Consider the following 24,695-nt stretch of genomic DNA (forward strand, 5'->3'; position numbering starts at 1 on the left):
TGATAACGGAATCGCGCTTGTTGGCAGCGCATAGCGCCGCGACGCTCCCCCACCCGGCTTCGCCGGGAGCCCCCTCAGCCGAGGGGGCCAAGAGCTACCGCCAGCATTGAGAAGCGTTGAACACTTATTATCGAGGCAGTGAGTGCTGTCACTGGGAACACAGTATCGCGCGCAAGCGCGATACCGATACAACAAGCATGCGCATCATACACATAAAAATGCGAAGAGCCTGGTGTCACGCGGTGGACGTGCCGAGCATGGGCACAAACAAGAACGCCCGGGCGACGCGTTTCGGCGTCATACCGGGCGTTGTGTGAATGCCGGCGGCGATCATGCAGCCGCACCCGCGTATGTCACTGCTGTTCGGTGTAGGTTTTGTCGACGACGGACTGGCCGCTAGCGGTGTGCATGTAGACGCGCACCTGGGCGGGGCCGGTGGTCTGGCAGGTGGTACCCAGCATGTCAGCAATCGACTGGAAGGTCGAATCGTTGCTGCTCAGCGCGGAAGCGATCGAGCTGCTGGCAGACGCATACGAATCCGGCACGGTGTAGTCGTAGATCAGCGTGTCACCTTCAGCGCGCGCGACGACCGTGATGCCGCTGTCAGCGAACTGCTGCGCCTGCTGCTGCACCTCCTGCTGAACCGCGTCGGAATTGACGAATTCAGAGACGGTTGGCAGCAGCGAATCGTCGCCCTGGCTGGAGTCGGAGCCTGTGCTCGAATCAGTGTTGGAATCCGTATTCGAATCAGAGTTCTGCTCACTGTTCAGATCATTGTCAGTGGAATCAGCCTCATCTTTGAGCGACTGGTCGAGCTCGTCAAGTCCCTTCGAGTCGGAACCAGAATTGCCATCCGCCTGCTGGCTGCTGGACGTGTCGTACGAGGAAACGCTGTTGCTAGCACTGTTGATAGTGCTGATACCAACGGCAACCAGCGCGAGAGACAACAGCAAACTGAGGGTAGATATCACAATGCCAGCGATAGCCAATCCCTTGCCTTTACCGCCCCGCTTCTTGATCTGGTTAAGACCAACAATGCTCACAATCAGGCCGACGAGCGCAATCAGGAACGAAAACACAAAGCCAACGATCGCGCACACATTCCATGAATCATTGTGCTGCTGGTAGGGGTCGCCATACGCTCCGTTGTAGCCTTGCGGCGGGTAGGGCTGGCCGGACTGATCATACTGGCCGTACGGCGGCTGGCCCGGCTGCGCGTAGGCAGGCTGACCGGCCTGGCCAGGCTGCGCGGACTGCGCGTATGCGGGTTGCTCGTAAGGATTAGGCGCTGCTGCTGGCGCTGCTGCTGGTGTTGCCGGCGCAGGCTGACCATACTGGCCATATTCCGGCTGTGGCGGCACCGGCTGGGCCGGATACTGCTGGGCCGGATACTGCTGGGTTGGCTCCGACTGCGCAGATTGTGCAGGCTGACCATACGGATTGGGCTGCGCATACGGCTGCGATTGCGCAGGCTGACCATACGGAGACGCCGGCGCTCCCGCAGCGGGGAACGCTTGCGTCGGCTGCTCATCAGGTGCGCCAGCGCCCGGAGCGCCCGCGGTCGGCAATGGCATGGTCGCCGTTGGATCAGTTGGAGGATTCACCGGGAACGCTTGCGTTGGCTGCTCGCCAAACGTAGGATTGCTCGCTGCAGGCATAGCCTGTGTCGGCTGCTCACCACCTTGCTGCGCGTCAAATGGAATCTGCGGCTCATTGCCGTTTGGGTCCGTCATTGTCCCCCTCTTTTCTTGCATGTCGCCGATGCCATGCCGGCGGCTCCCTTCACCCCGATAGCAACGGAGCTGGCGACCGCTGTGTTCGCCTATATGCAACGCTACACGCTCACACTTGGAACACGCACATTCGTTGCGAATTGTTCACTTTGAGGCAGCTATAAACAGCTACAAGCAGCTACGGGCGGCGAGGAGCACTATGAGCGTGACGCATCACACGCCATGGCATATATCGCACGCGTCGCACCACAGCCACCATCAGCCAACCACCAACTACGCCGATAACCACGGTCAATATCGTCAACGTCTTCGCGTCGTACAAATCATTCGGGTCGGGTGCCGGCACGGGAATCGGCTCACGATGGCCGGAAACTAACAGTCGTTGCGTATTGACACCGTACGGCGTGCACGTCATCAGCGTTATGCGATCTTCCCCGGGCACAATGCGCAGCTGCGAGGTATCGTCAGGTTCGATCACGCTAATGCGATCAACCTCATAGCCAAGCGTCTCGCCCATCACTTCAATGTAGAAAAAATCGCCCACTTGCATCTCATCAAGGCGCGTAAACATCATTGCGGAAACGAGTCCGCGATGGCCAGTAATCACCGAATGGGTAGATTGGCCACCGACCGGCAGCGAGGTGCCGTACAGGTGGCCGGCACCGGAGGCGAGCGCCTCCTCGGATGTACCGTGCCAGATCGGCAGATCTACCGAGATTTTTGGAATGCGAATCGCGCCCATTATTTCATGATCAGCGTTCAGCAGCGACTGATATTCCTTATCTTTTGACGCAGCTGAATCCTCGCCTTTCGCCTGCGAAGCACCCTCATGCGCAGAGAAGGGGTCAATCGCCTCGCCAAGCACCGGCTGGCCTGACTTCGCGAGCCGCTTATTGTAAGCGCGCGCAGCCACCAGCGCTTCTTTCGCGCGCGGATACGGCCATCCAGCAACCTGACTGGCTGCCTGCCCTGAAGTGCCAGCCAGCTGTGCCGCGCTCTGAAACTGCCATACCACAGGGAATCCGCCGACGATCAGCGCAGCAGTCACCAGCAGAATAATGAATGCGCGCATGATCATCAGCGAGCGCTTCAACCGGCGGCGTTCGGCAACGATATCGGCGATATTGGTTGCCTGTGCAAACGTGCGCGGAGAGTATGGCTCGCGTGCTGCGAGGGCCTGCGCTGATTTCGCAGATTGCGCGGATTCCGCGGCTCGCGCTGATCGCGCTGATCGAGAGTGAGCGGGCGCATGACGCATACGATCACCGCTCCTGAAATACGCGGAATGCTGCGGTAATATCCGTGTTCACTGGTAGCTGTTCAACGGCTACGTGTTCGACTCGACTCCATTTCGGCCCAGCTTTCAGCGCAGAGAGCAGTCGCGCGATTTGCGCGCGAGTGCCTTGCGCGTCCACTTCAACGGAACCGTCATAGCAGTTGCGCACCCAGCCGCCTACGCCAATATCGCGCGCGGTCATCACAGTGAAGTAGCGGAAACCCACGCCTTGCACCAGTCCGGTAACCGTGGCGTGAATGTGCACGCGATCGTCAGCATGCGCGGCGCTGTCAGTGCTCATTGTCATCTCCTGGCTCGGCCATCTCCTGGCTCACCGGTCAGATGAATGCGCGCGCGCCAAAAATCGCCGTACCCACGCGTACGATCGTGGATCCTTCTTCGATGGCGAGCGTCATGTCTTGCGTCATGCCCATAGACAGTTCGGTGCAATGCTCAGTGCCAGGCGTCTTGGAGGCGAGGATAGCGTCGCGCGTGCGGCGCAAATGCGCGAATCCGGCGCGGATGGTTGCCTCATCGTTCACGTGCGCGCCGATAGTCATCAAACCGCGCAGTTCAAGACCGTCCATTGCAGCGATCTGCTCCGCGAGTTCGATTGCTTCGCTTGGCTCGCAGCCGGACTTTGATGCTTCGCCAGATTCGTTGACTTCGAGCAGTACGCCGACGGTAATATCGCGTGCGACTGCGCGGCGAGCAATGCGCTCAGCGAGTTCGAGACCATCCACGGATTCGATAGTGTCCACGATGGGCAGAATCTTGCCGATTTTGTTCGCTTGCAGTTGGCCGATGAGATGGAATGGCACGGTTTCGTGATCGCTGCCGGCCGCATCGGTAGCGCCAAGATTGAGGCCGCGCTCGGCACATAACCGCTGCAATCCTTCGGCTTTGGCCATCACTTCTTGCGGGCGGTTCTCGCCAATCATGCGCACGCCGGCGTCGATGGCAGCCATAATTTCGCCAACATCACGGGTTTTAGTTGCTGCTAGCAGCTGTACTGAGCCGGATTCACGGCCAGCTTGTTGTTCGCTCAGCCTGATCGTATCGAGCACGCGATGTACACCGTCTCGAATCTGCGTTGCGCGCTCCTCGCTAATGGTTTCATTGGCGAGGTCTTTGTGATCCATATAAGCCGTCATGTCCACTCCCCTGATTGATCTGTCACCATCCTATCCAGCATCTATCCAAAGTGTGCATTTCCGGTCTATACCGATACCCCCTAAGCGCCGTACGTGAGCCGGATATGCACACCAACGTATTTGAGCCTTACACGAAGGGATCGTCGGGGATGCGGCGGTCGGCGGTATTGGCAGCGACTCGCTCCCAAGAGAATCGGTCTAACAGATCAACCGGCATACATGGCTCAGGCTGGTCAATCAGCCCTAAGAGCCACGCACAGTAGCCGATCACCTGTTCAGGCTGAATGCCCCGCTTGCGCAATGCGCCCATATCCAGCGACCGTTCACGCTTAGCCAAACGGCGACCGGCCGCGTTATCAATTAACGGCAAATGCGCAAACGCCAGTTCAAGACAATCCGTTTTATCAGTCTCTCCGCCGAAGCCGCCATCCACCAGTCGATCGCGAATATACAGTTGCAATGCGGTCGATCGCAGCAGGTCGCGCCCGCGCACTACATCATCAACACCCTGCAGCAGATCATCAACAGTAACGACCAGCTGGTAGGCAAACAGCCCGTCTGCACGGCGGAGCACCGTGTCCCCAAGGTCGCACGCAAGGTTGAACGTTTGCGGCCCGTATACGCGATCAGTGAATCTGCACACCGCGCGCGAGCTCGCCGGCGTCGGCATGGCAATGCGCAGCGAATGCTGATCTCCTGCAGCAAGACGTGCGCGTACTGTTTCGGGCTGTTCGCTCCATGCGCGACGGCAAGTGCCCGGGTAGATGATAAAACGGTCGCCTTCTTGCGGAGCCGATGCGGCGCGAATATCCGCGCGCGAACAAAAACAGGGGTAGATTAACGGCAGGCGAGCGGCATGCGATGGCGCCGATGGTTCGGCTGGCATTGCGCGCAGGATCGCTAACGCCTGCTCATAGTGTTCGTGGCGCTGCGATTGGTATACCGGATCCCCATCCCAGTCCAAGCCGAGCCATGTCAAATCGTCCATAATCCAACGGTCAGCGTCTGGCAGCACGCGGGGAGTATCAATATCTTCGATGCGCAGTAGCATGCGCCCGCCCTGCGCGCGTGACGATAGCCATGCGGCGAGCATCGCGTATATGTTGCCGATATGCATGCGGCCGGATGGTGTGGGCGCAAAACGACCGGTTACCATCGCGCCCAGAGCTCCGAATCGAGCGGCCATTCGTTGATCGTGCAGCCGCGCAATGACATCGATTGTTGTTGCATCAGCGGCGCAGGCTCGCCTGGCGCTGGGCATACGGTTTCATTGTCAGCGTGGCCGAGCCGGTGGCCGGTTTCATGGTTGATTACCATCGTGCGATAGTTCGCCAACGATCCGCCGCCTTTATTCCAACTGTCAGTAGGCGCGTTCCAACGGTCAGCGTTCATAATCACACTGTTGCCTACTCGGCAGCTGTACTGTTCCGAGCATCCTTGCGCGAACGATTTCATGGTTTGTGCTTCAGCGAGCACGAATGTCATATCGCAAGCGTTCGCATCAGTGCTCGGTGTGAACGTCAAGCCAGCACGCGGCCAACCGTGTGGATCATTCAGTGTGGCGTAAATCGTACGCTCAAATTCGCCAATATCACCAACATTGCCCTCGCTGGTCACGCAATAGGTGAAAGTATGCTGCGGTTTGCCGCTCGCTTGCGCAGTTTGTTCAGCTTTACTCGCGATGGTCTGCCGCTGCTTATCGCTGAATGGGCGGGATAAATCATACCCGTCGCTATGCGGCACCTGCTTGCGCTGCAATGTGCCAGATGACTGAGCGGACGCCTGCGCGTTGGCAGCCGCTTGTGCAAGTTCATATCTGCGCGTCATCGGCACGCGTGACACGTCAGCGTGAATCAACGCGATAAAACCGATAACCAGCAGTACTGGAATAACAAAAACGACGATACGCCGGATAAGCTGCATCCAGCGATCGTCGTTTCTCGTCATAGTGAGTTATTATACGGGCGCTCGTCACGCACCGAAGAAGAACTTGAACAGCCAGCAGCCGATAATCGCACCCACGATCGGGGCGACGACCGGAATCCACGCCTCGTTCCAGCGCGAAGTGCCCTTGGACGGGATCGGCAGGACAGCGTGCAGCAGTCGCGGCATAAGATCACGCGCCGGGTTCAGGCCAGGGCCAGTCGGGCCGCCCATGGAGGTCACCAAGCCCCACACGATGAAGCCGACGACGATGGAGGCAGCAGCGTAATCCTGCTTGCCCCAATCCAGCGAAAGGCAGCACAGCGCGCCGAAAACGAGCACGAGCGTGCCGAACATCTCGTTGAGGAAGTAGTTGGCCTTGTCGTTGTGTGCGTCGGTGGTGCAGAAGGTGCCCAGGATCGCCTCAGCGTCCTCGGTCTCCTTGTAGTGCGGCCAGTAGGTCAGGTAGACGATGAACTGACCAACTGCGGCGCCGAGCAGCTGCGCGATGATGTACGGCAGCACTTCGTTCCACGGGAACAGGCCGTTGATGGCCTGCGCGAGGGTCATAGCCGGGTTGATGTGTGCACCGGAAACGCTACCGAACATGAGCACCGGGAACATGACGCCGAAGCCGTAGCCCATGGCGATGTTCAGCCAGCCAGCATGATGGCCCTTGGTGTTCTTGAGTTCGACATTGGCGACGGAGCCGTTGCCGAAGATCATCAGGATGGCCGTACCAAAGAACTCGGCAGCCAGTTTGGTAAAGAGGGAGTATTCCACTGCTTCTTCTTTTCTTCCTAATAATTGGGTGAATTGACTGCTTTCAGCAAGCAGGAGTCAAGCAAACTAGGCAAGTGTACGCCGAGGGCTGAACGATTTTCTCATGATTGCGCACCCAGCTTGTCAATCTCATCAGCCGCACCCCCATTTGTGACGCGGAGCGTGACCGGGAGCGAAGCACGTGAAATCACAAATCACACAAACGTTGGAAAATAAGGGTTTTTGGGCCCGCTGATAGCATACCCCCGCTCCCCGTCACGCTCCGCGTCGCAAAACAAAAAAGGCACTGACCGAAGTCAGTGCCTTAGCTGTGCCCCCGCAGGGATTCGAACCCTGGACACGCTGATTAAGAGTCAGCTGCTCTAACCAACTGAGCTACAGGGGCGTTGGTTAGTTGTTGAAGTGTTCCTTGCAACGAGTGACAAATATACTCAGATTCTCGCAGCTCGCAACTCACGGCGTGTTGCCTTTATTTCCAACGGTTTTCAAAACTGCGTTTGTATTGACCGCGTCGCACAGAACGCTTACTTCAATCACCCATCGCGCGTATATTCACAGATTCATCACATCCCGAGCAGTCAGAAGCATCCTCGCTTTCGAGCATCCTCGCTTTCGAATACAAAAAAGCCCCCGCCGGGCGGCGAACCACTCGACGGGGACAATGCTTAAGCTCAGACTGTATTGAGTCTGGATGATTCCGGTGGAACGAGCCACCGGAATGGATCACTCAGCGACGACCTTCACGAAGAAGGAAGCAGTGATCTCCGGGTGAAGAGCAACCTTAGCCGGGAAGTCACCGGTGGTCTTGATGGTCTCGACCTCGATGGACTTCGGGTTGACCGCAGCCTTGTCGGACAGAGCGAGAGCGATAGCCTCGGCGGAGATACCACCGAACAGCTTGCCGGACTCGGACACCTTAGCAGCGATCTCGACAGTGGTGCCTTCGATAGCAGCCTTAGCAGCAACAGCTTCCTCACGGGTAGCAACAGCCTTGGCAAGGCGAGCGCGCTTCATCTGCACGATCTGAGCCTCAGCACCCTTGGACCAAGCGAAAGCGAGGCCCTGCGGGATCAGGTAGTTGCGAGCGTAGCCGGCCTTGACTTCAACGACGTCACCGGAGTGGCCGAGGTTGGAGACAGTCTGGGTGAGAATAACCTTGGTATCAGCCATGTTCCTATCCTCCTATCAGCGACCCGAAGTAGCGTACGGCAGCAGAGCCATCTCGCGGGCGTTCTTGATCGCCTTCGAGAGCTCGCGCTGCTCCTGCACGGACACGCCGGTGATACGACGGGAACGGATCTTGCCGCGATCGGAGATGAACTTGCGCAGCAGCGCAACGTCCTTGTAATCGATCTCGGTGATCTTAGCAGCCTTCAGTGGGTTCGGCTTCTTCTTGAACGGCTTGACCGGCGGTTGCGGCCTCTTGCGTGACATGTGATGTTCTCCTTAAAAACTGTGATTGATTCGCCTGGTGACAAGCGAAGCAAGAAATCGTGTGTGTGGATCGGCGTGAAGTGACGCGGATTAGAACTCCGGTTCGTCGGAGCCGCCACCGAAATCGGTGCTGCCTCCGAAAGTGGAGAATCCATCATCATTCGCAGGCGTGCTCCACGGATCAGCTGCGGGCGCGGCAGGGGCTGCATGCTGCTGCGGGGCAGCAGACGCGCCACCGGAGTAGCCGGCACCGCCAGCGTATCCAGCACCGCCGGAATACCCGGCGCCACCCTGATAGCCCTGAGCTGGAGCAGCGTTATAGCCGCCGTTGCCCGGGTTGCCGCCTGCAAAACCACCATTGTTGCCACGGCCGGCGAATCCGCTCTGGCCGGACTGGCGGTTCACCTGCGCGGTGGCGCGGGTGAGCGAAGGACCGATCTCATCGACGCGCAGCTCAACAACCGTGCGCTGCGAGCCATCTTGCGCCTGATACGAGCGCTGGGTCAGACGACCCTGCGCGATCACGCGCATGCCTTTGGACAGGCTGCTGGCGATATTCGACGCGAGCGAAGAGCGCGCGGAATCCCATGCCGAGCAGTTCATGAACAGCGTATCGCCGTCCTCCCACTGGTTCGTACTGCGGTTGAACTGACGGGTTGACGCTGCGATGGTGAAATTCACCACCGTAGAGCCAGAACCGACAGTGCGCAGCTCGGGGTCGCGGGTAAGATTGCCGACTACGGTGATAATCGTCTCGCCTGCCATGACATACCTTCTTGCTTGACTTGTCGCTGACTTACGTCCAGCGACGCTGGTCGAAAAGCTTTACTTGGCGTCCTTGCGAATGATCTTCGTGCGGACGACGGACTCGTTCAGGTTGAGCACACGGTCGAGCTCAGCGCTGGTAGCAGGCTCAGCGGCGTAAGTGGCCACCACGTAGTTGCCCTCGGTCTTGCCATCAATCTCGTAGGCAAGCTTGCGGCGACCCCAGTAGTCGACACCTTCGACGGAACCGCCCTCCTTGGTGACGAGCTCCAGATACTGCTCGGTCAACTTCTTCAGACCGCGCTCATCCAGCTCAGGATCGGCAATGAACATCAGTTCGTACTTATGCGCAGACATCACCCACCTCCTTCGGACTAAATCGGCCGCGGACGTTCCACGGCAGGAGTGTGTATACGCGCTGCTGAAAAACAGCAACTGCTCTACGATAATGCAGGCCGGCGACAGGCCTACGCGGGTCTACTGTGGATCTACTGCAGATTTACTGCAGGTCAACAACCAAGCAGTCGGCGGACGTGTACCCGTTGGACGAGCACCATGCGCTGCCATCATCCGTAGTACCGAATGATTCCCCGGAAAGAATCACGTAATAGTCGGATACGCCGCCGCCCTTGGTGTACGTTGGCCAGTCGGACGACCATACCATCAGCGCATGCGGGTGCTTGATGCGCAGTTGGAGGAACTGCTCGTAAATATCCTTGTACTGCCAGGTTTTTCCTTCAGCTTCGAGGCCGAACTTCTTGCTGGACAGCTGCGTGGTGTATGTGGAGTAGAAGTTTTGTGCGTCAGAGGCATCGTGGGAGAGCTGCCAGCTGAGCGCGAGCTGCGCGTAGCGTTCAATATCAGAGTCGGCGATGTTTGCGCCACCGATTGCGTCCCCTGCATTAGCGGCAGGCTCGCCGTCCGCAGTTTGCTTAGCTTGCACGACGGTTTGCGTACCGCTGGCGTCGATTTGATCGTACGGGCGCCAATACTGCCGTGTGTTGAATGCGAGCTTGACGGTAGCGTCACCGTTCTTAAAGGCGAGCGGCTGCTTGGAGAAGTCGAAAATCGCTGCAGCGATCACGTTGCCACTGGAATCTTTGATGCTGATTTTGATATCGGACTGTTCGAAGGCCGCGTTTTTGCTTGAGCAGTTGGTCGTGAACTTCATCGTCGCGGTGAGCGTGGTGTCCGCATGATCAACTGATTGCAATTCAGCATCGGGGGCGGCTGTGCACTCTTCGTCTGTTTTCGTGTCCGCACCGGATTTGCTGGCATCGGAGGTATCAGACTTTGTGGTAGCGCTTTGCGATGTTGTTTGCTGTTCGCCACCCTTATCGCGATGCAGGAACCACCAGCCGCCAATGCAGGCGATGACGAGCACAACGGCAGCAATGACCGCGGCGATAATCACCGTGGTTTTAGATTTGCCGGTTTTGCTAGATGCTCCGCCGTTTGCGCCACCAAATTGTGGTGTGGGAACAGGCGCTGGTGCAGGAGTGCCCGGCGTTTGCACGCCCCACGCAGGCTGAGCCGCGGGCGGCGGAGTCACCGGCGATGGCGTAACGGGTTGTGGCGCCGGCGCAGCTACCGGCTGCACAGGCGTCGGGATTGCTTGCGTGGGCTGTTCTGCGATCGGCACCGCATTGTCAGCAGCTTGCAATGGAGTGCCGCAATGCTGGCAGAATTTCATACCCGCAGTCACTGCGTTGCCGCACGCAGGGCATGTAGTTACTGACGCTGCTGGAGATGGCGCTGCCGGAGCAGTAGGCGCTGGCGCGCCGCACTTCATACAAAAATGATCCCCATCGGCGATCGGGGCACCGCACTGTACACACTGCATATTGGTCTTCTTCTCTACTTGCTGACTGTCGTCAACTCCCCATCTGCATTCGTCACCAGTGTACCGCCGAGCCGTTGTCTTACTAGCAGTTTGTTCGCCGACACACTACACAAATGTGCATAGTGATGTTGGGATTCAATAATCCCCCCGACTTACAATAACTACGGAAGTGAAGAATGTTGAAAGGGGCTTCCCATGTTCTGTCCTCAATGTGGAACAAAACTGGACGATGGCGCTAGATTCTGCGGGCAATGTGGCACGCCAATTACTGCAGCTCCAACTGCGAGCGCTGCGGGTGCTACGAATACTGCTACGTTGCCGACTCCAGCTGCACCTGAGCCTGCTGCACCGCAGCCAGTTGCTCAGCAGCCGATTGTTGAGCAGCCGACCACGCCGATTACGCCAGTGCCCACTGAGGCAATGCCGAGCGCGCCATCAGTAAGTGAAACTGCTCCGACTGAGGCAATTCCAACGGAAGCTACTCTTAGCGACTTCGAGCAACCGTTCACTGTAGCCGATCAAACCGCGTTATTTGAGCAAACGTCAGTGCCAGAACAGCCTGAACCGTTCGGCTACACAACGCCAACGGAAGCAATTCCGCAGCCAGCGCCAACTCCGCAGGCAGCACCAGTTGCTGCTCAGCCTGCACCAGTTGCTCAGCCCGCGCCAGTTGCACAGCCCACACCGGCGCCACAGGCGCAACCGACTGCGCCGTTTGCTGCACCAGCAAGTGCACCAGCAAGTACACCAGCTGCTGGTGGCTCGGCACCCGCAGTGCCACCAATCGCACCACCAACTGTTCCGCCAACCACCCCGCCAGCCGGCAATCCAATGGGAGCCAACCCGCTCGCTTCCAACCCGCTGGTTAAGGAACTCACTGCTATGCCAGTGCTACGAGCTGCTGGCGTCAGTCTCGGCATCGGTTTAGCGGCTGCACTCGTCATCGCCTGGATCAGCGCAATGTCTCTGCTCGCCGCTGGTCGTGCGCTTACGCATGACATGAATTTCATAGCTACCGCCGTAGATGCGCTGGGAAGTTCGATGAGTATGGATGCCATCGGAACTGACATGAGCATATTGCATTTCACTGTCACCATGCTGGTTCTGGGTGTATCCGGCTCATTCTCTTTCAACGCTTCCTCCATGGGCATTACGACCTCCTCCATGGGTTTGAAAACGCAGTTATGGATGCCGCTAGGTTTGTCTGGCGTAGCACTGCTTATTGGTACTGCATTCGGTGCGTACTGGTTTGCGCGTAAATCGTCAATTCGTTTCAAATGGATTGGTGCAGTCAGTGCAGGCGCAGTTGGTGTAGTCAACGGCCTGATCTATACGCTATTGGCTGCCACCCTGCCGTTAAGAGCGAACGGAACCTCTGGAACGTATACTGCAACTGTTGAAATCAGCGGTGTTTCTGTGCGTACGTTCTGCATGGCTTTTCTTGTGGCCTGCTGTGGTGCTTTAGCTGGATATGCATTGGCACAATATGCGCCTGACTCTCATAACGTGTTTACTGCTGCTTGGCGCTGGGCACACCGTACGCGCGGCTTTGTGCGCACACTGGTGGAATCGATAGCAGTGTATTCACTGGTCTTCACCATTCTTGGCATAGCAGTAATTATTGGCGCTTCGGCTTACTTCCACCAGGGGCCGATTATGTCGCTACTCCCAATACTGATTCCAGCAGCGCCATTTATGCTGTTTGTGATTGGCTCTTGCGGTGTAATGACTGCTACTATCGCCCCTCAAAGTCTGACGCCGATGACGCTCTCACTGCTTGGCGCTGATTATGGGTATGGCACTTACACTGATGGCCAGTTGATGCGAATACTGTGGATTATGTTCGCAGCGTTCGTCATCTGCACGCTCTTTATTGCTTTGCGTACAGCCGCGCGTAACCTATACGATCCAGCATTTATGGGTTGGCAGCACACGTGGAAGGCACCTGTTGCCATCATGGTGTTCTGGCTGTGTGCGATGTTCCTGCTGATGAACTTCACTGCCAGCGCATATATTCCAAGTTCGATGAGCTCGCTGAACTCGATGCTCTTTATCCCGTCATCTTCAAACACAGGCTCACTCATTGTGAACCCATCCATTGAATATTTCATTATTCCTGGGTTGTGGGCATTCCTCGTTGAAGTAATCGCAATAACGATTGGCCGCCCGGTAGTGCTCGCTATGCCTGCGCTATGGCGTTGCTTTGCTGGCGGTACCGTGCAGCCGACTCCGCAACCAGTGATCGATTACGTTGCCGCATGCAAGGCAACCTTCGGTCATCTGCCGACCGTGGTCGCTGCAGCAGTGGCAGCTGGTACCACTACGACGCCGTCTGAGAACGGAGGTACGCCGACTACTCCGTCGGCCACGTTTCCAGCAGCCGGTACGCCAGTAGCACCGTCCGCTCCCGCAGCTCCAGCGGCGCCCACTGTTCCTCCTACACCGATGCAGTTCACCGCACCAAGTGCACCACCAGCCGCACCAACCACCGCGCCAACCGCGTCAACAATCCCGGCAGCTCCAATGGTTCCGGGTGCACCGGCCGCTCAGGCACTCACCGCATCACAGAAGCGCACTTTCGCCATTGTCGGTATCGTGGTAGGCGTTGCCGTGCTCCTAGGTGTGGCATACAGCGTGCTTAACAATACGGTGTTCAGTGCAAAAGGTGTTACTAACAGCTATCTATCTGCTATTGCTGATGGCAACTATGAGAAAGCAAGCTCCATCACTAACCCAAAGGTGAAGGGGCAGCAAAGTGTACTACTGACGAACGCGGCCGCAAAGGGTGACCATGCAACGATTACCAATCAGCGTGTCACGTCTGTTGAGTCCGCTGGATCTCGGAATGTCGCTGACAAAGATATGCGAGTCGTCAACTACTCCTACACGTTGGACGGTAAGAATGTTAACGGTTCACTGACTGTTACGCCTGCCGGTTCAAAGTTTTTGATTTTCAAGAACTGGATGATCACCACTCCGCTGGTGGAGGAGATCACGGTCACCGCGCCATCATCCGTAACGGATATGACGATTAACGGCGTAAAGGTCACTCCCAAGAACGCGGTCGATGGTGATGACTACTCCGGCTACGTGTTCAAGGTGTATCCGGGCTCGTACACGGTAAAAGCTGCTGATTCAAAATTTGTAACCAGCAGCGCCGCAACCCTCAACACCAACAACAAAACCAGTGCGACGATCAACGTTAAGCCAACCAACGCACTCACCAGCGCTATCGAAGAGCAGGTCAAGCAGAAGGTTGAAACGTGCGCAGCTTCTACCGAGGCTAATCCTGGCGACGGTTGCCCGTTCTCCTATTACACGTATGGGGATGACTATTACCGCAACTTTGCGTGGAATGTAACCACCAATCCGTCCATAAGCAGCTCCAACATTGATCTCGACAATGGCGAATTCACTAGCTCAAAGGGTAGCGTCAAGGTCACTTACGAGTATCAGAGCTACGACGGTAGTTGGTCACCGGAGAATGACGGCGGAGATTTCTATGTCTACGGAACTTTCACGATTAACGGTAATGATGTAAAAGTCACCTTCGAATCGGACTGATCCGTACGCTTCTCCCCCAATGTTGGGGCGTGACACAGCGCTTAACAACCGCGATGTCACGCGCCAACAACGCTCATACGCAACCCGCCGTTCACTTGGGACGGCGGGTTCTTGTATATTGAATACGGTTCGTTTTCGAACTCTATAAGCATTCACGATCAGCAACGGAAAGAGCAGAATATGTCGGCTATTCTCGAGGGCACTCCCGATAAACGTCTTGCGTTAGTAACGGGCCGTGCTTACCCCCAGCTGGCCACCGAAGTGGCCGCCTGCTTGGGCACCGAGGTCCTGCCGACTACCGCGTACGACTTTGCAAACGGCGAAATGTACGTGCGCTTCTCCCAGCCGGTGCGCGGCGCGGATGTGTTTGTGCTGCAAAGCCACACCACGCCGATTAACAAGTGGGTGATGGAACAACTGCTGATGATCGACGCGTTGAAGCGCGCATCTGCACGATCGGTGACCGTGGTAGCACCGTTCCTCGGCTACTCTCGCCAGGATAAGAAGCACTTGGGCCGTGAGCCCATCACCGCTCGCCTGATGTTTGATCTGTTCCATGCCGCCGGCGCAAACCGTCTGGTGACGGTGGATCTGCACGCCGCACAGGAGCAGGGCTTCTTCGACGGTCCGGTTGATCACCTCACCGCTATGCCAGTACTGATTGATTATGTGCGCAATCACGTGCCGATGAGCAACGCGACGATCGTCTCGCCCGATGCTGGCCGTATCAAGGTTTCTGAGCAGTGGGCTGCCAAGCTGGGCAATCTGCCGCTGGCATTCATTCACAAGACGCGTGACACTACGCGCCCGAACCATGCTGAAGCGCATGGCATTATTGGCGATGTGCAGGGCCGCGACTGCGTGGTGGTGGACGACATGATCGACACTGCTGGCACGATTTGTGAGGCAGTGCGTACGCTGCGCAATGCTGGTGCAGCATCGGTGACGTTGGTTGCTACCCACGGTTTGCTGTCTGGCCCGGCGATTGATCGCCTGCGCGATTGTGGTGCACGCGAAATTATTCTGATGGATACCGTTCCGGTTCCGCAGGAGAAGCGTCTTGACAATATGACCGTGCTCTCGGTCGCGCCGCTCTTGGCTGCTGGTATTCGCTCCGTGTTCGAAGAGGGCTCGGTGGCGACGCTGCTGGAAGGCCTGCCGGAGGATATGCGCCCGCGCAATATTTACGCGTGAGCTGCGCTCCGATGCACATACGATAAAGGGAATCTGCGTAATGTGATTTACGCAGATTCCCTTTCTTCGTTTACGGGCTCCTCGTATTTTGGTGTGTATGGCGAAACTTGTTGTTATGCCGGATACTGGTTGCAGTGACTGTGGTGTGACGCTCCCTCAGTCGCGCTGCGCGCGCCAGCTCCCTCAGCCGAGGGAGCCGAGTTATGTGGACGCATGCCAATGCGGATGCGGTAGCCTCGGCCCCCTCGGCGAGGCCGAGCCGTGAAGAAAACGCCAGCGGCGTTTTCAGGCGAGGTGCGAGCGGCAGCGAGCCAGGTAATGCCGTGCGCAGCACGTCCGAAATTGCAGGATGGCTGTCAGCCGCAGGCTGACTGGGGGAGCGTCAATCGCCGCGACTTCGCGGCGACACAGCATCACGCGATACTGCCAGCTCCTATCAGTACTGTTCGTCGGGCACGAAGGCTTCGAAGATGTGGTAGTCGAAGTACGGGTCGCATTCTTCGAGTTCGCTACGGCTGCGCACCGTCCACGACACAGGCACAGCGCCCATCCAGCGCGTGGCCTTGAGCTGCGGGGTCGGGCCACCATGCCAGTCAAACGCGACAAAGTCAGGGCGAGAAATCCAGTCAAATGCGAGCAGACCGGCAAGCCAGCCCTTAATATCGCCCGAGCTCAAACTGATCGGCTCAGCAAGCTGGCCACGGCACACTTCCGGACGATGCTCCTTATACCAGTTGACTGCACCCGGGTGGAAGGATTCGATCACGTACGCGCCATCGTACGCTTGCAGCAGCTGATCACCCTTTTCCATCAGCTCATCACAACGCGCGTTCCAAGCCGCGTTATCAGCGAACTTGTATTCAACAATCAGCGGCGCCCGGCCAGCAACAACACGCAGCACATCAGAGAACAGCGGCACATGCTGGTAGTAGCCGCTCGGCGCAGTCTTCGCCTTTTCTACCGGGTCGCTCAACGGAGCAGCAGCAGCGTCGCCAGGCTTCGCAGGAGCCGGAAACAGCGGGATGCGCGTGAGCTCATCGTACGTAAGATCAGCGATCTTACGCGGGTCTCCAGCCACGCGCAGCAGGTCCTCATCGTGCACCACTACTACCTGGCCGTCACGAGTCAACTGCAAATCAAGCTCAATACCATAGCCTGCCTCGCAGGCGGCAGCGAACGCAGCCAACGAGTTCTCGGGGGCAATCGAACCAGCAAAGTCAGCAGTGCCATAGCCAGCCTTCATTGCCATACGGCGAGCAAGCGCCACATATTCGCCGCTTTCCGCCGCATACTGCGGTTCCAAGCCAGAACCAGCATCATGCAGGCCGCGATGCGCATACCATACGTCTGCAATTGCAGGAACAAAATTACGCTGCTTATCGCTGAACGAACGCGGTTTGATCGCCCACACCGCAGCCCCAGCCGCAAGCGCACCCGCGACGATCAACTTACTACCCAAGTTCTTGCCCATAGCAATCCTCCTGACGGGTTATGCATCCGTATCTGAGCCTAGTCGAACGCACGGATGGGCGCGACCGCAATGAGGGTCTCCGCCGCGCTACACTGCGCTACGGCGAAGACCCTCATGTACTTGTTCCCACGTGCGCGTTTATTCCCACGTACGCGTCGGAATCGGATGCGCTATCGGCGCAGCCATACGCGCATCTGCCCAAGCTCACGGTTGGCCCACGAGTAGTAGGGCACTAGCGTCAGCGTAGCGGCTTCAGTGGCGACATCGTCGGCGTAGCGGTACAGCGGCGCATCATCCGCATCAGCGGTTTCACGCTCGGCCGGTAGCTCGATCGTCTCGACACCACCCAGCAGATCATCACGCTTAGTCACCTTCGCCGCGTCCGCACCGGAGGTAAGTCGATAGTTCCACAGATCGCCTGCATTATCGGCCTGCTCGGCGCAGTACACCAGCGGGCCGCGCATCACGGCCACCTGGCCGGCGTCGTTGCGCACGTGACTGTTGGAGCGCACGAACTTCACCGACATGTCTAGATCGAGCGCGATCTCGAGCGTATCGCCGGCGTTCACCACGAAGTATACGAAACCGTCCTCAAGCGCGGCGGCGGCCGGCTTGCCGTTCACCGTCAGCGTGTAGGAATCACGCGACCATCCGGGGATGCGCACGCCGAGACGCACCGAACTGAGCGCCGCGGAAGTGGGCAGGCTCGCCGTGTATTCAACGTGACCGCTCCACGGGAAGTCGGAGCGCTGCTCGATTTCGAGACCGGAATCAAATACGGCCGAATTGGCGATGAACTGGTGGCTGAGCACCGTCTTGCCGCCGTCGAGCTCGGTGTAGATGTAGCGGTCCACGGAGGCGATCAGACGCGCGATGTTCGCCGGGCAGCACGCGCAGCCGAACCAGTCGACGCGGTGCGAGAGCACATGATGGCGGTCCGGGTTGGCCAGACCATCAGGCGTGGTCTCTAGGGCATTCACGTAGTAGTACTGCTTGCCGTCGAGGCTGATGCCGGCGATCGCGCCGTTGAACAGCTCTTTTTCGAGCACGTCCGCGTATTCACCCTTCGGCTCGGCGAGCAGCATCTGCTGGGCAAACATGCTCATCGACACGGAAGCGCAAGTTTCGCCGTACATCGTGTCATTCGGCAGATCGTAATCGTAGGTAAACGATTCACCCACGTGCGTGGAGCCGATCGCACCGGTCACATACATACGCTTGGTGACGATGTTGCGCCAGAAACGCTTGGCCGTGTCCATCAGTCCCTTGTCGCCGGTCAGGCGCGCTACGTGTGCGATGCCAGTGCACAGGTAGCCGACGCGCACGGCGTGACCGTCGGCGGTTTGCTGTTCGCGTACAGGCTGGGCCGCCTGGAAATAGGTGGGCTTGTAGAAGCCAAGATCGGGGAAGATGTTGTCGTTGTTCAGCGCCCGGCGCTGCTTGTCGTAGAAGTCCGGGTCCTGACCGCGCACGTCGATCAGATACTGTGCGAGCGTCAGATAGCGCTGTTCGCCGGTGACGTCGTACAACTTGGCGAGGGCCAGTTCGATCTCCGGGTGGCCGTCGGCACCGTGGATCTTGCCATCCTCAGGGCCGAAGTTCGCGTCGAGGCAATCGGCCATGCGACGAGCCACGTCGAGCGCCTGCTTGTTGCCGGTGACCTGCCAGTAGGCGACGCCAGCCTCGATGTAATGGCCCATGACGTACATCTCGTGGCTCTGCTGGATGAGGCTGAAGCGGGGGCGCTTCGCCCAGATGCCGGACTTGATCTGGAACGGGGTGTCCAGATAGCCGTCGTCAGCCTGTGCCTTGGCGATCAGCGCGACCGTGCGATCGCACAGCGCCTTGAGTTGCGGATCCGGATGGTAGGCCAACGCGTAGGCGGCCTCCTCCAGCCACTTGTAGACGTCGGAATCCTGAAAAACCATGCCATGGAACTCGTCGTCCAACTCGCCGGCCGCAACCTTGAGGTTAGCGACCGCGTGGCTCTTGTTGTCGGACAACTGGTTTCCGGCAGGATCATCAGGCACCGCCGTTTCGATCTCGTCGTTCATCACGCCCCACTGGTAGGGGATGACGGACTCGACGATCTGGTCGCGACGCTGCTTCCAGAACGGGGAGGTGATGGTTACCTTCATGATTGACCTTTCACAAGGATGTTTGTGATGGAAAGCTTGGGTTTTCGATCTCGCGGGAGGGATGGGCCTACGCGAGATGCTTGGTCCGGCGGGACGGGGATCGTCGGCCTTTTGACGATGTCCGGCTTGGGGGCCGCAATTGGAAGAGGGATTGCGGTCTGGCGCTTCACAGCACCGCCTTCGGGACCGCAATCAGGGACGGCCTGCGGCCGCGTTTTTCTGGCTCGACTGTCGTCTCGCCTTCGCCTACAAACAACCCACCGGGTTGTTTGCTTGACGGCTCAGCCTAGTGCCTTCACCGCTCCTCCTCCGGCCCTGCAATTACGGACCGCCCTACGGGCGGGCTCATCATTGGCCTCAGGGCTGTCGCCCTTCGGCCTGGCGCTTGGGAACGGCCCACTGGGCCGTTCCCGAAGGGATGATGACGCCAGTCATCATCCCTTCACTGCGCCAGCCATGAAGCCCTTCACGTAATACTTCTGCAATGCGAGGAACAGGATTGCGCAGGGGATTAGGAGGACTACTACGCCGGCCTCGGTCGCGCCGTAGTCGATGACGCCCATCGTCTGCTGGCGCATGTTTACCATTGCGAGCGGCAACGTGCTCTTCGCCGACGAGCTCAAGTACAGCGGAATCATGAAGTTGTTCCACGCTTCGAGGAAGGCAAGCAGACCAACCGTGACCATTGATGGCTTGACCACTGGCACCAGGATTTTGAACAGCGCTTGGAACGAGTTGCAGCCATCGACCATGGCCGCCTCCTCCATGTCCTTCGGGATCGCGTCGAACGCGTTGCGCATGATGAACGTGCTCATAGGCAGCTGGAACAGGGTGATCACCAAGCCCACGCCCAACAGCGTGTCATTCAAACCGATGTTCTTGTACCACACCATCAGCGGAATCAGCAGAGACGCGTACGGGACCATCAGGATCGACAGTGTCACCATAAAGCCCAGGTTACGGCCCGGATAATCAAAACGGGAGAATGAGTAGCCGGCCAGCGTGCACACGACCACGGAGAACACCACTGCCACCAGGGTAACGATCACCGAGTTGAACAGGTACTTCGGCAGGCCTTCCTGATAACCGAACAATGTCAGGTAGTTGGCCACGCCCCAGCCCTGCGACTGGGCGGAACCGGGCTGCGGGCTGAACGAGCTGACCACAACCCAGATCAGCGGCGAAATGAAGATCAATGCGAGCAGGGCCTCGAGCACACGGGCGATGACGCGCTTCCACAACGGGGTAGACATAATGGTTACCTCCCCTTTCTCACTTGGTGTTGTCGCGCATGCCGCGCATCTGGATGGAGTTGATAATCACGAGGGCAACCAGCACGATCAGCGACAGTGCCGCAGCCATGCCCAGATCCTTCTTCGAATCGAATGCGAAGTTGTAGATCAGCTGCACGACGGTCATCGTCGAGTTGTTCGGACCACCCTTGGTCAGAATGAAGAACTGGTCGAACGCGAGGATCGAACCGGTTACGCAGTACACCAGGCACATCACGATCGTCGGCTTCATCAGCGGCAGAGTGATCGAGCGGAAGATGCGCCACGTGCCCGCGCCATCCATGCGCGCCGCCTCGTACAGGTCACCCGGGATGGCCTGCAAACCGATCATCATCAGCAGCATGTAATAGCCGGAGAAACGCCACACGATCACGATGATCGTCGCCCACAGGGCCGACTGGCCGGTTGCCAGCACCGAGCCCCCCTCCTGCATGAGGCCCAGGGAGCTCAGGATCTTCGTGACCGGGCCCACCTGCGGGGAGTACAGCGCGTAGAACAGCAGGGATGCGGATGCCAGACCGGTCGCGGAGGGAAGCAGGAAGCAGGTGCGCAACACATTGTTCCACTTCGTGCTCTCCTGCACGATCAATGCCATGCCCAAGCCCAGCACCAGCAGGAAGATCGTCACGATCACCGTGTACTCAAGCGTGAACCCAATCGACGGCCAGAACAGCTTGTGTTCGAACACCTTCGTGAAGTTCTGCACGCCGCCGAACCCACGGTAGCCGCCCATCAGCGACCAGCGGGAGAACGCCATGACCACCAGCAGGATGATCGGCACGAAGAACAGGATGATGATCATCAGCCAATCCGGCAGCGCATACAGCAGACCGCGCCGGGTCTCGGCCGCCTTCGCCGTGGACTTATGCTCAGGCACGGCCGCAGCGGATTTGGAAACACTTGACATGCTTCACTCCTTTGTGGGAAATGGATTTGATCAAACGATCGGACATTGATCGAGATTTCGGATTGATTTGTCAACTTGGATGCAATCCGTTATCAAGGCCGATTTCCGGAAAGGAGAAGGAAAGTCAGGAAGAAGAGAAATCGGCCTCGGCAACGGAACACAGCCGCGACATAGTTGAGGGGACCCGGCGTCGGATCCCCTCAGCCCTTGTTGTGCAGGCGGTCACCTCCTTTGTGGGAGGTATGGCGTAGGCCGCCAGCGTTGTGTTGTGTTCAGTTATGGTAGCTATTCAGTTATGAGGGTTGTACGAGCTGCGATCTCAGCTGGCTGACTAACCAGCCAGCTGATCGGCTCACTGCTGAGACAGGACGTCGGTGACAGCCTGGTTGTCGGCCTTGAGGTCAGACTTACCCCAGACGGCGTTCTGCACGAGCAGCTGCCACGGGGAGCCGGCCGCGTTGAAGGCCTCGTTGAAGGCCGGGGACTTCGGGGTCTGGCCGTTGCCGTCGATGATCGTGGAGTTGATCGTCTGAATGCGCGGGTCAGCGTCAGTGTAGGCGGTCTTCAGAGTCTCGATGTTGGAGGCGGTGTAGCCGTTGTCAGCGAAGACTTCCTTCTGAGTGTCGGACTGCATCAGCCAGTGCAGGAAGTTCCAAGCCTGTGCAACGTTCTTGGAGTCCTTGGAGATGCCCATTGCGTCGCCGCCGAGGAAGGTGGAGGTCTTGCCCGAGGTGCCGGCGATCGGGGTCACGCCGACTTCGAAGCCGCCGGACTTCTCAGCGTCGAAGATGTCGTTCAGAGAGGTGTTCGGGTAGGGCATGACGCCGATCTTGCCGTTAGCAAACGGAGCGGTCCAGGTGGCGCCGGTCTCTTCCTTGGAGCCTGCACCAAGGCCGTTGGTGGTGTCGGCGAGCTCCTTGTAGGAGTCGAGCACGGCCTTCATGGAGTCGTTGTTCAGCGTGGCTTCGGTACCGTCGTCGTTCATGACGCTCTCACCGTCGGCCCACACGGACGGGAAGAGGTCGAAAACGAGGGCGCCGCCGGACTGGCCGGCGAGGTAGGAGCCTGCAACACCGTCTTTGTTGAGGCCGGCGACGGCCTTGGCCTGCTCGGTGAAGGACTTGATGTCGGTCGGACCCTGCTCCGGATCGAGACCGGCCTCCTTGTAGAGGTCCTTGTTCCACACCCACACGGAGACGTCGGTGATGAACGGCAGTGTGTACTCGGCGCCGTCCACGGTGCCGGCCTTGATGTGGCCCTGCTGAATGTCCTTCAGATTGTCGAGGCTGTTGATCTGGTCGGTGATGTCAGTGAAGATGCCTTCGGAAGCCCAGTACGGAATGCGGACGACGTCGCCGGCGAGGATGTCAGGCAGGGAGTCAGTCTGCGAGGCGCCGCCGACCTTACCTTCCATATCATCGTTCGGGATGATCTCGAGCTTGACCTGGTTCTTGTGGCTCTTGTTGTAGGCCTCGACCGCAGCCTTGGCCTGACGCTCCAGCGGGGAGCGGGTCCACAGGCTGATCGTGGTGCCATCGTCGGTACCCTCGGCCGGGATGTCCTTGGTAGAGGCGGTGGATCCACCGTTGCCGCAGGCGGCCAGCGGGATGAGCATTGCGGCGGCGGCGATGCCGGCGAGTGCACGAGTGACCTTATTGAAAGCCATGTTCGCTTCTTTCTCTAATGGTTTCCGCTCAACTTTGAGAGACGGAGGCGGAGGTTCCGCCTTAAATTTTCGTAGCCTTTCGCAGATTCTTTCTCTCCTTCGTGATGGTGTTTCTGCGAAAGCCTTTACTCATAATACGACATCGTCGGAAAACTGCAAAATCGCTTTCGCGCTTTCTTTTTGTAAAAAGTTAACGCAAACATTATTGAAATATCACTATTTTACAACTATTTTATCGAAAAAACGACACGCCGACAGTTCTCGAATTACACAAATGCGAAAACCTTCTTTTTTAATTTTCGCAAGAGGAAAACTGAGAAAACATGTAAAAAGTTCGTTAATAACACAAAACGCGGAAGCGAGAAAATTTTCGCAAATTTCGATAGCATATACAAGGAGTATCAATGCGGATTCAACTAGGGAGCGCGTTATGGGCACAGCACAGACACCAGAGGAAATGGTCAACGACGCACATGCCGCAAAACTGGCTTCTGCGTCCCGGCCAGCGACACCGGAACTGCGACAGACCGCACGGCTCGAGGACGTCGCCGCTCTCGCCAACGTCTCCCTAGCCACCGCCTCAAAAGCATTACACAACAAGCCGCGCGTTAGCGAGGAAACCCGACAGCGCGTACTCAATGCCGCACACCAACTCAACTACTCCCCCAACCGTCTCGCGCAATCCCTCGCCAAAGGCTCTACCGGATTCATTGGCCTAATTACCTCCGATCTGCAGGGCCGCTTCTCCACGCCGATCCTCATCGGGGCAGAGAACGAATTGCGCGCGCAATCCACATCCGTACTGCTGGCGAACGCGCGCGGCGACGAAGCCCTTGAACGCGCACACGTCGAGAAATTCCTTTCCCTCAAGGTCGACGGTCTGTTGATCGTGCAGCGCAACACCGATCCGCGACCCAGCCTCGGGCAGGACTTCGGCGTACCGCTCGTCTACGTGTATGGTCCTTCAAACGATTCCAATGACTGTTCGGTGACCTGCGACAACGTGGATGCCGGCCGCATCGCCGTCAATCATCTGATCTCATGCGGCAAACGCAAAATCGCGATCATCGGCGGCGACGAGACCTATACTTCCGCCACCGATCGCACCAAGGGGGCCCTCGAAGCGCTGGCCGAGTTTGGCCTGGAACCCGCCGGCCCGCTGCGTTACGGCCGCTGGGACGAGAATTGGGGGCGCGCCGCGACACGACTGCTGCTCGATCAGAGCGTGGATTTCGACGCGGTGGTCTGCCAAAGCGACCAGCTCGCACGCGGCTGCATCGATGCGCTCAAGCAGGCAGGCAAACGCATCCCCGAAGACGTGGCCGTGATCGGGCACGACAACTGGAAGGTACTTACCGAAAGCTCACGCCCCCCATTGACCAGCATCGACAACGAAACCGAAATGATCGGCCGGCGCGCCGCCCGCTACCTGATGGACGCAATCAACGGTCAACCCCACCATGGCGTCGATTATGTACCCTGCCGGTTGGTGCAGCGCGAATCCACTCTGCCACTGGACTGACTCGCGACCGGCTCCTCCCTTAGAATGGCT

The 24,695-nt window shown here is 58.2% G+C and carries 20 protein-coding genes and 1 tRNA gene; 3 read left to right on the forward strand and 18 right to left on the reverse strand.

The features are described from left to right. Nucleotides 1–353: 353 nt before the first annotated feature. The 13 genes from D2E25_RS09760 to D2E25_RS09820 all read right to left on the reverse strand — a co-directional run bounded on the left by D2E25_RS09760 (nt 354) and on the right by D2E25_RS09820 (nt 10,911). The gene (locus D2E25_RS09760; RefSeq protein ID WP_164514806.1) at nt 354–1,733 is read right to left on the reverse strand and encodes a DUF4854 domain-containing protein; all 1,380 of its coding nucleotides are present in this window, start codon (nt 1,731–1,733) and stop codon (nt 354–356) included. Between the two features lie 178 nt (nt 1,734–1,911). After that, nucleotides 1,912–2,991: a class C sortase gene (locus D2E25_RS09765; protein WP_125982319.1), complete on the reverse strand. Its 1,080-nt coding sequence runs from the start codon at nt 2,989–2,991 to the stop codon at nt 1,912–1,914. A gap of 4 nt (nt 2,992–2,995) precedes the next feature. Next, complete coding sequence (locus tag D2E25_RS09770) at nt 2,996–3,310, reverse strand: acylphosphatase (protein ID WP_125982321.1); 315 nt, start codon at nt 3,308–3,310, stop codon at nt 2,996–2,998. Nucleotides 3,311–3,347: 37 nt separating this feature from the next. Then, the gene (locus tag D2E25_RS09775; RefSeq protein WP_125982323.1) at nt 3,348–4,163 is read right to left on the reverse strand and encodes a YggS family pyridoxal phosphate-dependent enzyme; all 816 of its coding nucleotides are present in this window, start codon (nt 4,161–4,163) and stop codon (nt 3,348–3,350) included. A gap of 127 nt (nt 4,164–4,290) precedes the next feature. Continuing rightward, entirely contained in the window at nt 4,291–5,349 is a 1,059-nt protein-coding gene (locus tag D2E25_RS09780) for a glutamyl-Q tRNA(Asp) synthetase (RefSeq protein ID WP_241217154.1), read from the reverse strand. Further along, nucleotides 5,313–6,110: a DUF3152 domain-containing protein gene (locus D2E25_RS09785; RefSeq protein WP_241217155.1), complete on the reverse strand. Its 798-nt coding sequence runs from the start codon at nt 6,108–6,110 to the stop codon at nt 5,313–5,315. Before D2E25_RS09785 ends, D2E25_RS09780 begins: the two co-directional genes overlap by 37 nt. 24 nt (nt 6,111–6,134) lie before the next feature. Beyond that, the gene (locus D2E25_RS09790; RefSeq protein WP_125982328.1) at nt 6,135–6,869 is read right to left on the reverse strand and encodes an MIP/aquaporin family protein; all 735 of its coding nucleotides are present in this window, start codon (nt 6,867–6,869) and stop codon (nt 6,135–6,137) included. A 311-nt stretch (nt 6,870–7,180) separates the two neighbouring features. Beyond that, nucleotides 7,181–7,254: transfer RNA gene (locus tag D2E25_RS09795), tRNA-Lys, on the reverse strand. Between the two features lie 338 nt (nt 7,255–7,592). Further along, a complete protein-coding gene (gene rplI / locus D2E25_RS09800) occupies nt 7,593–8,039 on the reverse strand; it encodes a 50S ribosomal protein L9 (RefSeq protein WP_125982330.1) in 447 nt (148 codons plus the stop codon). A gap of 15 nt (nt 8,040–8,054) precedes the next feature. Then, entirely contained in the window at nt 8,055–8,303 is a 249-nt protein-coding gene (rpsR, locus tag D2E25_RS09805) for a 30S ribosomal protein S18 (RefSeq protein WP_125982332.1), read from the reverse strand. A 90-nt stretch (nt 8,304–8,393) separates the two neighbouring features. Beyond that, on the reverse strand, nt 8,394–9,068 hold the full coding sequence (locus tag D2E25_RS09810) for a single-stranded DNA-binding protein (RefSeq protein WP_125982334.1): 675 nt from the start codon (nt 9,066–9,068) through the stop codon (nt 8,394–8,396). A 60-nt stretch (nt 9,069–9,128) separates the two neighbouring features. After that, nucleotides 9,129–9,425, reverse strand: a complete 297-nt coding sequence (gene rpsF, locus D2E25_RS09815) for a 30S ribosomal protein S6 (protein WP_125982337.1) — start codon at nt 9,423–9,425, stop codon at nt 9,129–9,131. Nucleotides 9,426–9,567: 142 nt separating this feature from the next. Continuing rightward, a complete protein-coding gene (locus D2E25_RS09820) occupies nt 9,568–10,911 on the reverse strand; it encodes a zinc ribbon domain-containing protein (protein ID WP_125982339.1) in 1,344 nt (447 codons plus the stop codon). A gap of 195 nt (nt 10,912–11,106) precedes the next feature. On the opposite strand from D2E25_RS09820, the gene D2E25_RS10775 reads away from it, so the two are divergent. Both D2E25_RS10775 and D2E25_RS09830 read left to right on the forward strand, forming a co-directional pair. Continuing rightward, a complete protein-coding gene (locus tag D2E25_RS10775; RefSeq protein ID WP_125982341.1) occupies nt 11,107–14,475 on the forward strand; it encodes a zinc ribbon domain-containing protein in 3,369 nt (1,122 codons plus the stop codon). A 180-nt stretch (nt 14,476–14,655) separates the two neighbouring features. Continuing rightward, entirely contained in the window at nt 14,656–15,669 is a 1,014-nt protein-coding gene (locus D2E25_RS09830; RefSeq protein WP_125982343.1) for a ribose-phosphate diphosphokinase, read from the forward strand. A 436-nt stretch (nt 15,670–16,105) separates the two neighbouring features. On the opposite strand, the gene D2E25_RS09835 is transcribed toward D2E25_RS09830, so the two are convergent. The 5 genes from D2E25_RS09835 to D2E25_RS09855 form a co-directional block, all read right to left on the reverse strand. Then, nucleotides 16,106–17,140, reverse strand: coding sequence for a glycerophosphodiester phosphodiesterase family protein (locus tag D2E25_RS09835; protein ID WP_125982345.1), 1,035 nt, complete (start codon nt 17,138–17,140; stop codon nt 16,106–16,108). Nucleotides 17,141–17,310: 170 nt separating this feature from the next. Continuing rightward, entirely contained in the window at nt 17,311–19,278 is a 1,968-nt protein-coding gene (locus tag D2E25_RS09840; RefSeq protein ID WP_125982347.1) for a glycoside hydrolase family 127 protein, read from the reverse strand. A gap of 434 nt (nt 19,279–19,712) precedes the next feature. Beyond that, nucleotides 19,713–20,531 (reverse strand): carbohydrate ABC transporter permease, encoded by an 819-nt coding sequence (locus D2E25_RS09845; RefSeq protein ID WP_125982350.1) that lies wholly within the window; start codon nt 20,529–20,531, stop codon nt 19,713–19,715. Nucleotides 20,532–20,550: 19 nt separating this feature from the next. Then, nucleotides 20,551–21,477: a carbohydrate ABC transporter permease gene (locus D2E25_RS09850; protein ID WP_125982352.1), complete on the reverse strand. Its 927-nt coding sequence runs from the start codon at nt 21,475–21,477 to the stop codon at nt 20,551–20,553. A gap of 352 nt (nt 21,478–21,829) precedes the next feature. Continuing rightward, nucleotides 21,830–23,143, reverse strand: coding sequence for an ABC transporter substrate-binding protein (locus tag D2E25_RS09855; RefSeq protein ID WP_125982354.1), 1,314 nt, complete (start codon nt 23,141–23,143; stop codon nt 21,830–21,832). A gap of 430 nt (nt 23,144–23,573) precedes the next feature. Here D2E25_RS09855 and D2E25_RS09860 point away from each other — a divergent pair, with 430 nt between their 5' ends. After that, on the forward strand, nt 23,574–24,665 hold the full coding sequence (locus tag D2E25_RS09860) for a LacI family DNA-binding transcriptional regulator (RefSeq protein WP_420897352.1): 1,092 nt from the start codon (nt 23,574–23,576) through the stop codon (nt 24,663–24,665). Nucleotides 24,666–24,695 lie beyond the last annotated feature (30 nt).

The sequence above is a fragment of the Bifidobacterium goeldii genome, from assembly GCF_003951095.1.
Lineage (GTDB): Bacteria > Actinomycetota > Actinomycetes > Actinomycetales > Bifidobacteriaceae > Bifidobacterium > Bifidobacterium goeldii.

Excerpts from the sequence above, each read along its gene's own strand:
- D2E25_RS09760 (WP_164514806.1), bottom strand. The coding sequence starts at position 1,733 with ATGACGGACCCAAACGGCAATGAGCCGCAGATTCCATTTGACGCGCAG.
- D2E25_RS09765 (WP_125982319.1), bottom strand. The coding sequence starts at position 2,991 with ATGCGTCATGCGCCCGCTCACTCTCGATCAGCGCGATCAGCGCGAGCC.
- D2E25_RS09770 (WP_125982321.1), bottom strand. The coding sequence starts at position 3,310 with ATGAGCACTGACAGCGCCGCGCATGCTGACGATCGCGTGCACATTCAC.
- D2E25_RS09775 (WP_125982323.1), bottom strand. The coding sequence starts at position 4,163 with ATGACGGCTTATATGGATCACAAAGACCTCGCCAATGAAACCATTAGC.
- D2E25_RS09780 (WP_241217154.1), bottom strand. The coding sequence starts at position 5,349 with ATGGCCGCTCGATTCGGAGCTCTGGGCGCGATGGTAACCGGTCGTTTT.
- D2E25_RS09785 (WP_241217155.1), bottom strand. The coding sequence starts at position 6,110 with ATGACGAGAAACGACGATCGCTGGATGCAGCTTATCCGGCGTATCGTC.
- rplI (WP_125982330.1), bottom strand. The coding sequence starts at position 8,039 with ATGGCTGATACCAAGGTTATTCTCACCCAGACTGTCTCCAACCTCGGC.
- rpsR (WP_125982332.1), bottom strand. The coding sequence starts at position 8,303 with ATGTCACGCAAGAGGCCGCAACCGCCGGTCAAGCCGTTCAAGAAGAAG.
- D2E25_RS09810 (WP_125982334.1), bottom strand. The coding sequence starts at position 9,068 with ATGGCAGGCGAGACGATTATCACCGTAGTCGGCAATCTTACCCGCGAC.
- rpsF (WP_125982337.1), bottom strand. The coding sequence starts at position 9,425 with ATGTCTGCGCATAAGTACGAACTGATGTTCATTGCCGATCCTGAGCTG.
- D2E25_RS09820 (WP_125982339.1), bottom strand. The coding sequence starts at position 10,911 with ATGCAGTGTGTACAGTGCGGTGCCCCGATCGCCGATGGGGATCATTTT.
- D2E25_RS10775 (WP_125982341.1), top strand. The coding sequence starts at position 11,107 with ATGTTCTGTCCTCAATGTGGAACAAAACTGGACGATGGCGCTAGATTC.
- D2E25_RS09830 (WP_125982343.1), top strand. The coding sequence starts at position 14,656 with ATGTCGGCTATTCTCGAGGGCACTCCCGATAAACGTCTTGCGTTAGTA.
- D2E25_RS09835 (WP_125982345.1), bottom strand. The coding sequence starts at position 17,140 with ATGGGCAAGAACTTGGGTAGTAAGTTGATCGTCGCGGGTGCGCTTGCG.
- D2E25_RS09840 (WP_125982347.1), bottom strand. The coding sequence starts at position 19,278 with ATGAAGGTAACCATCACCTCCCCGTTCTGGAAGCAGCGTCGCGACCAG.
- D2E25_RS09845 (WP_125982350.1), bottom strand. The coding sequence starts at position 20,531 with ATGTCTACCCCGTTGTGGAAGCGCGTCATCGCCCGTGTGCTCGAGGCC.
- D2E25_RS09850 (WP_125982352.1), bottom strand. The coding sequence starts at position 21,477 with ATGTCAAGTGTTTCCAAATCCGCTGCGGCCGTGCCTGAGCATAAGTCC.
- D2E25_RS09855 (WP_125982354.1), bottom strand. The coding sequence starts at position 23,143 with ATGGCTTTCAATAAGGTCACTCGTGCACTCGCCGGCATCGCCGCCGCC.
- D2E25_RS09860 (WP_420897352.1), top strand. The coding sequence starts at position 23,574 with ATGGGCACAGCACAGACACCAGAGGAAATGGTCAACGACGCACATGCC.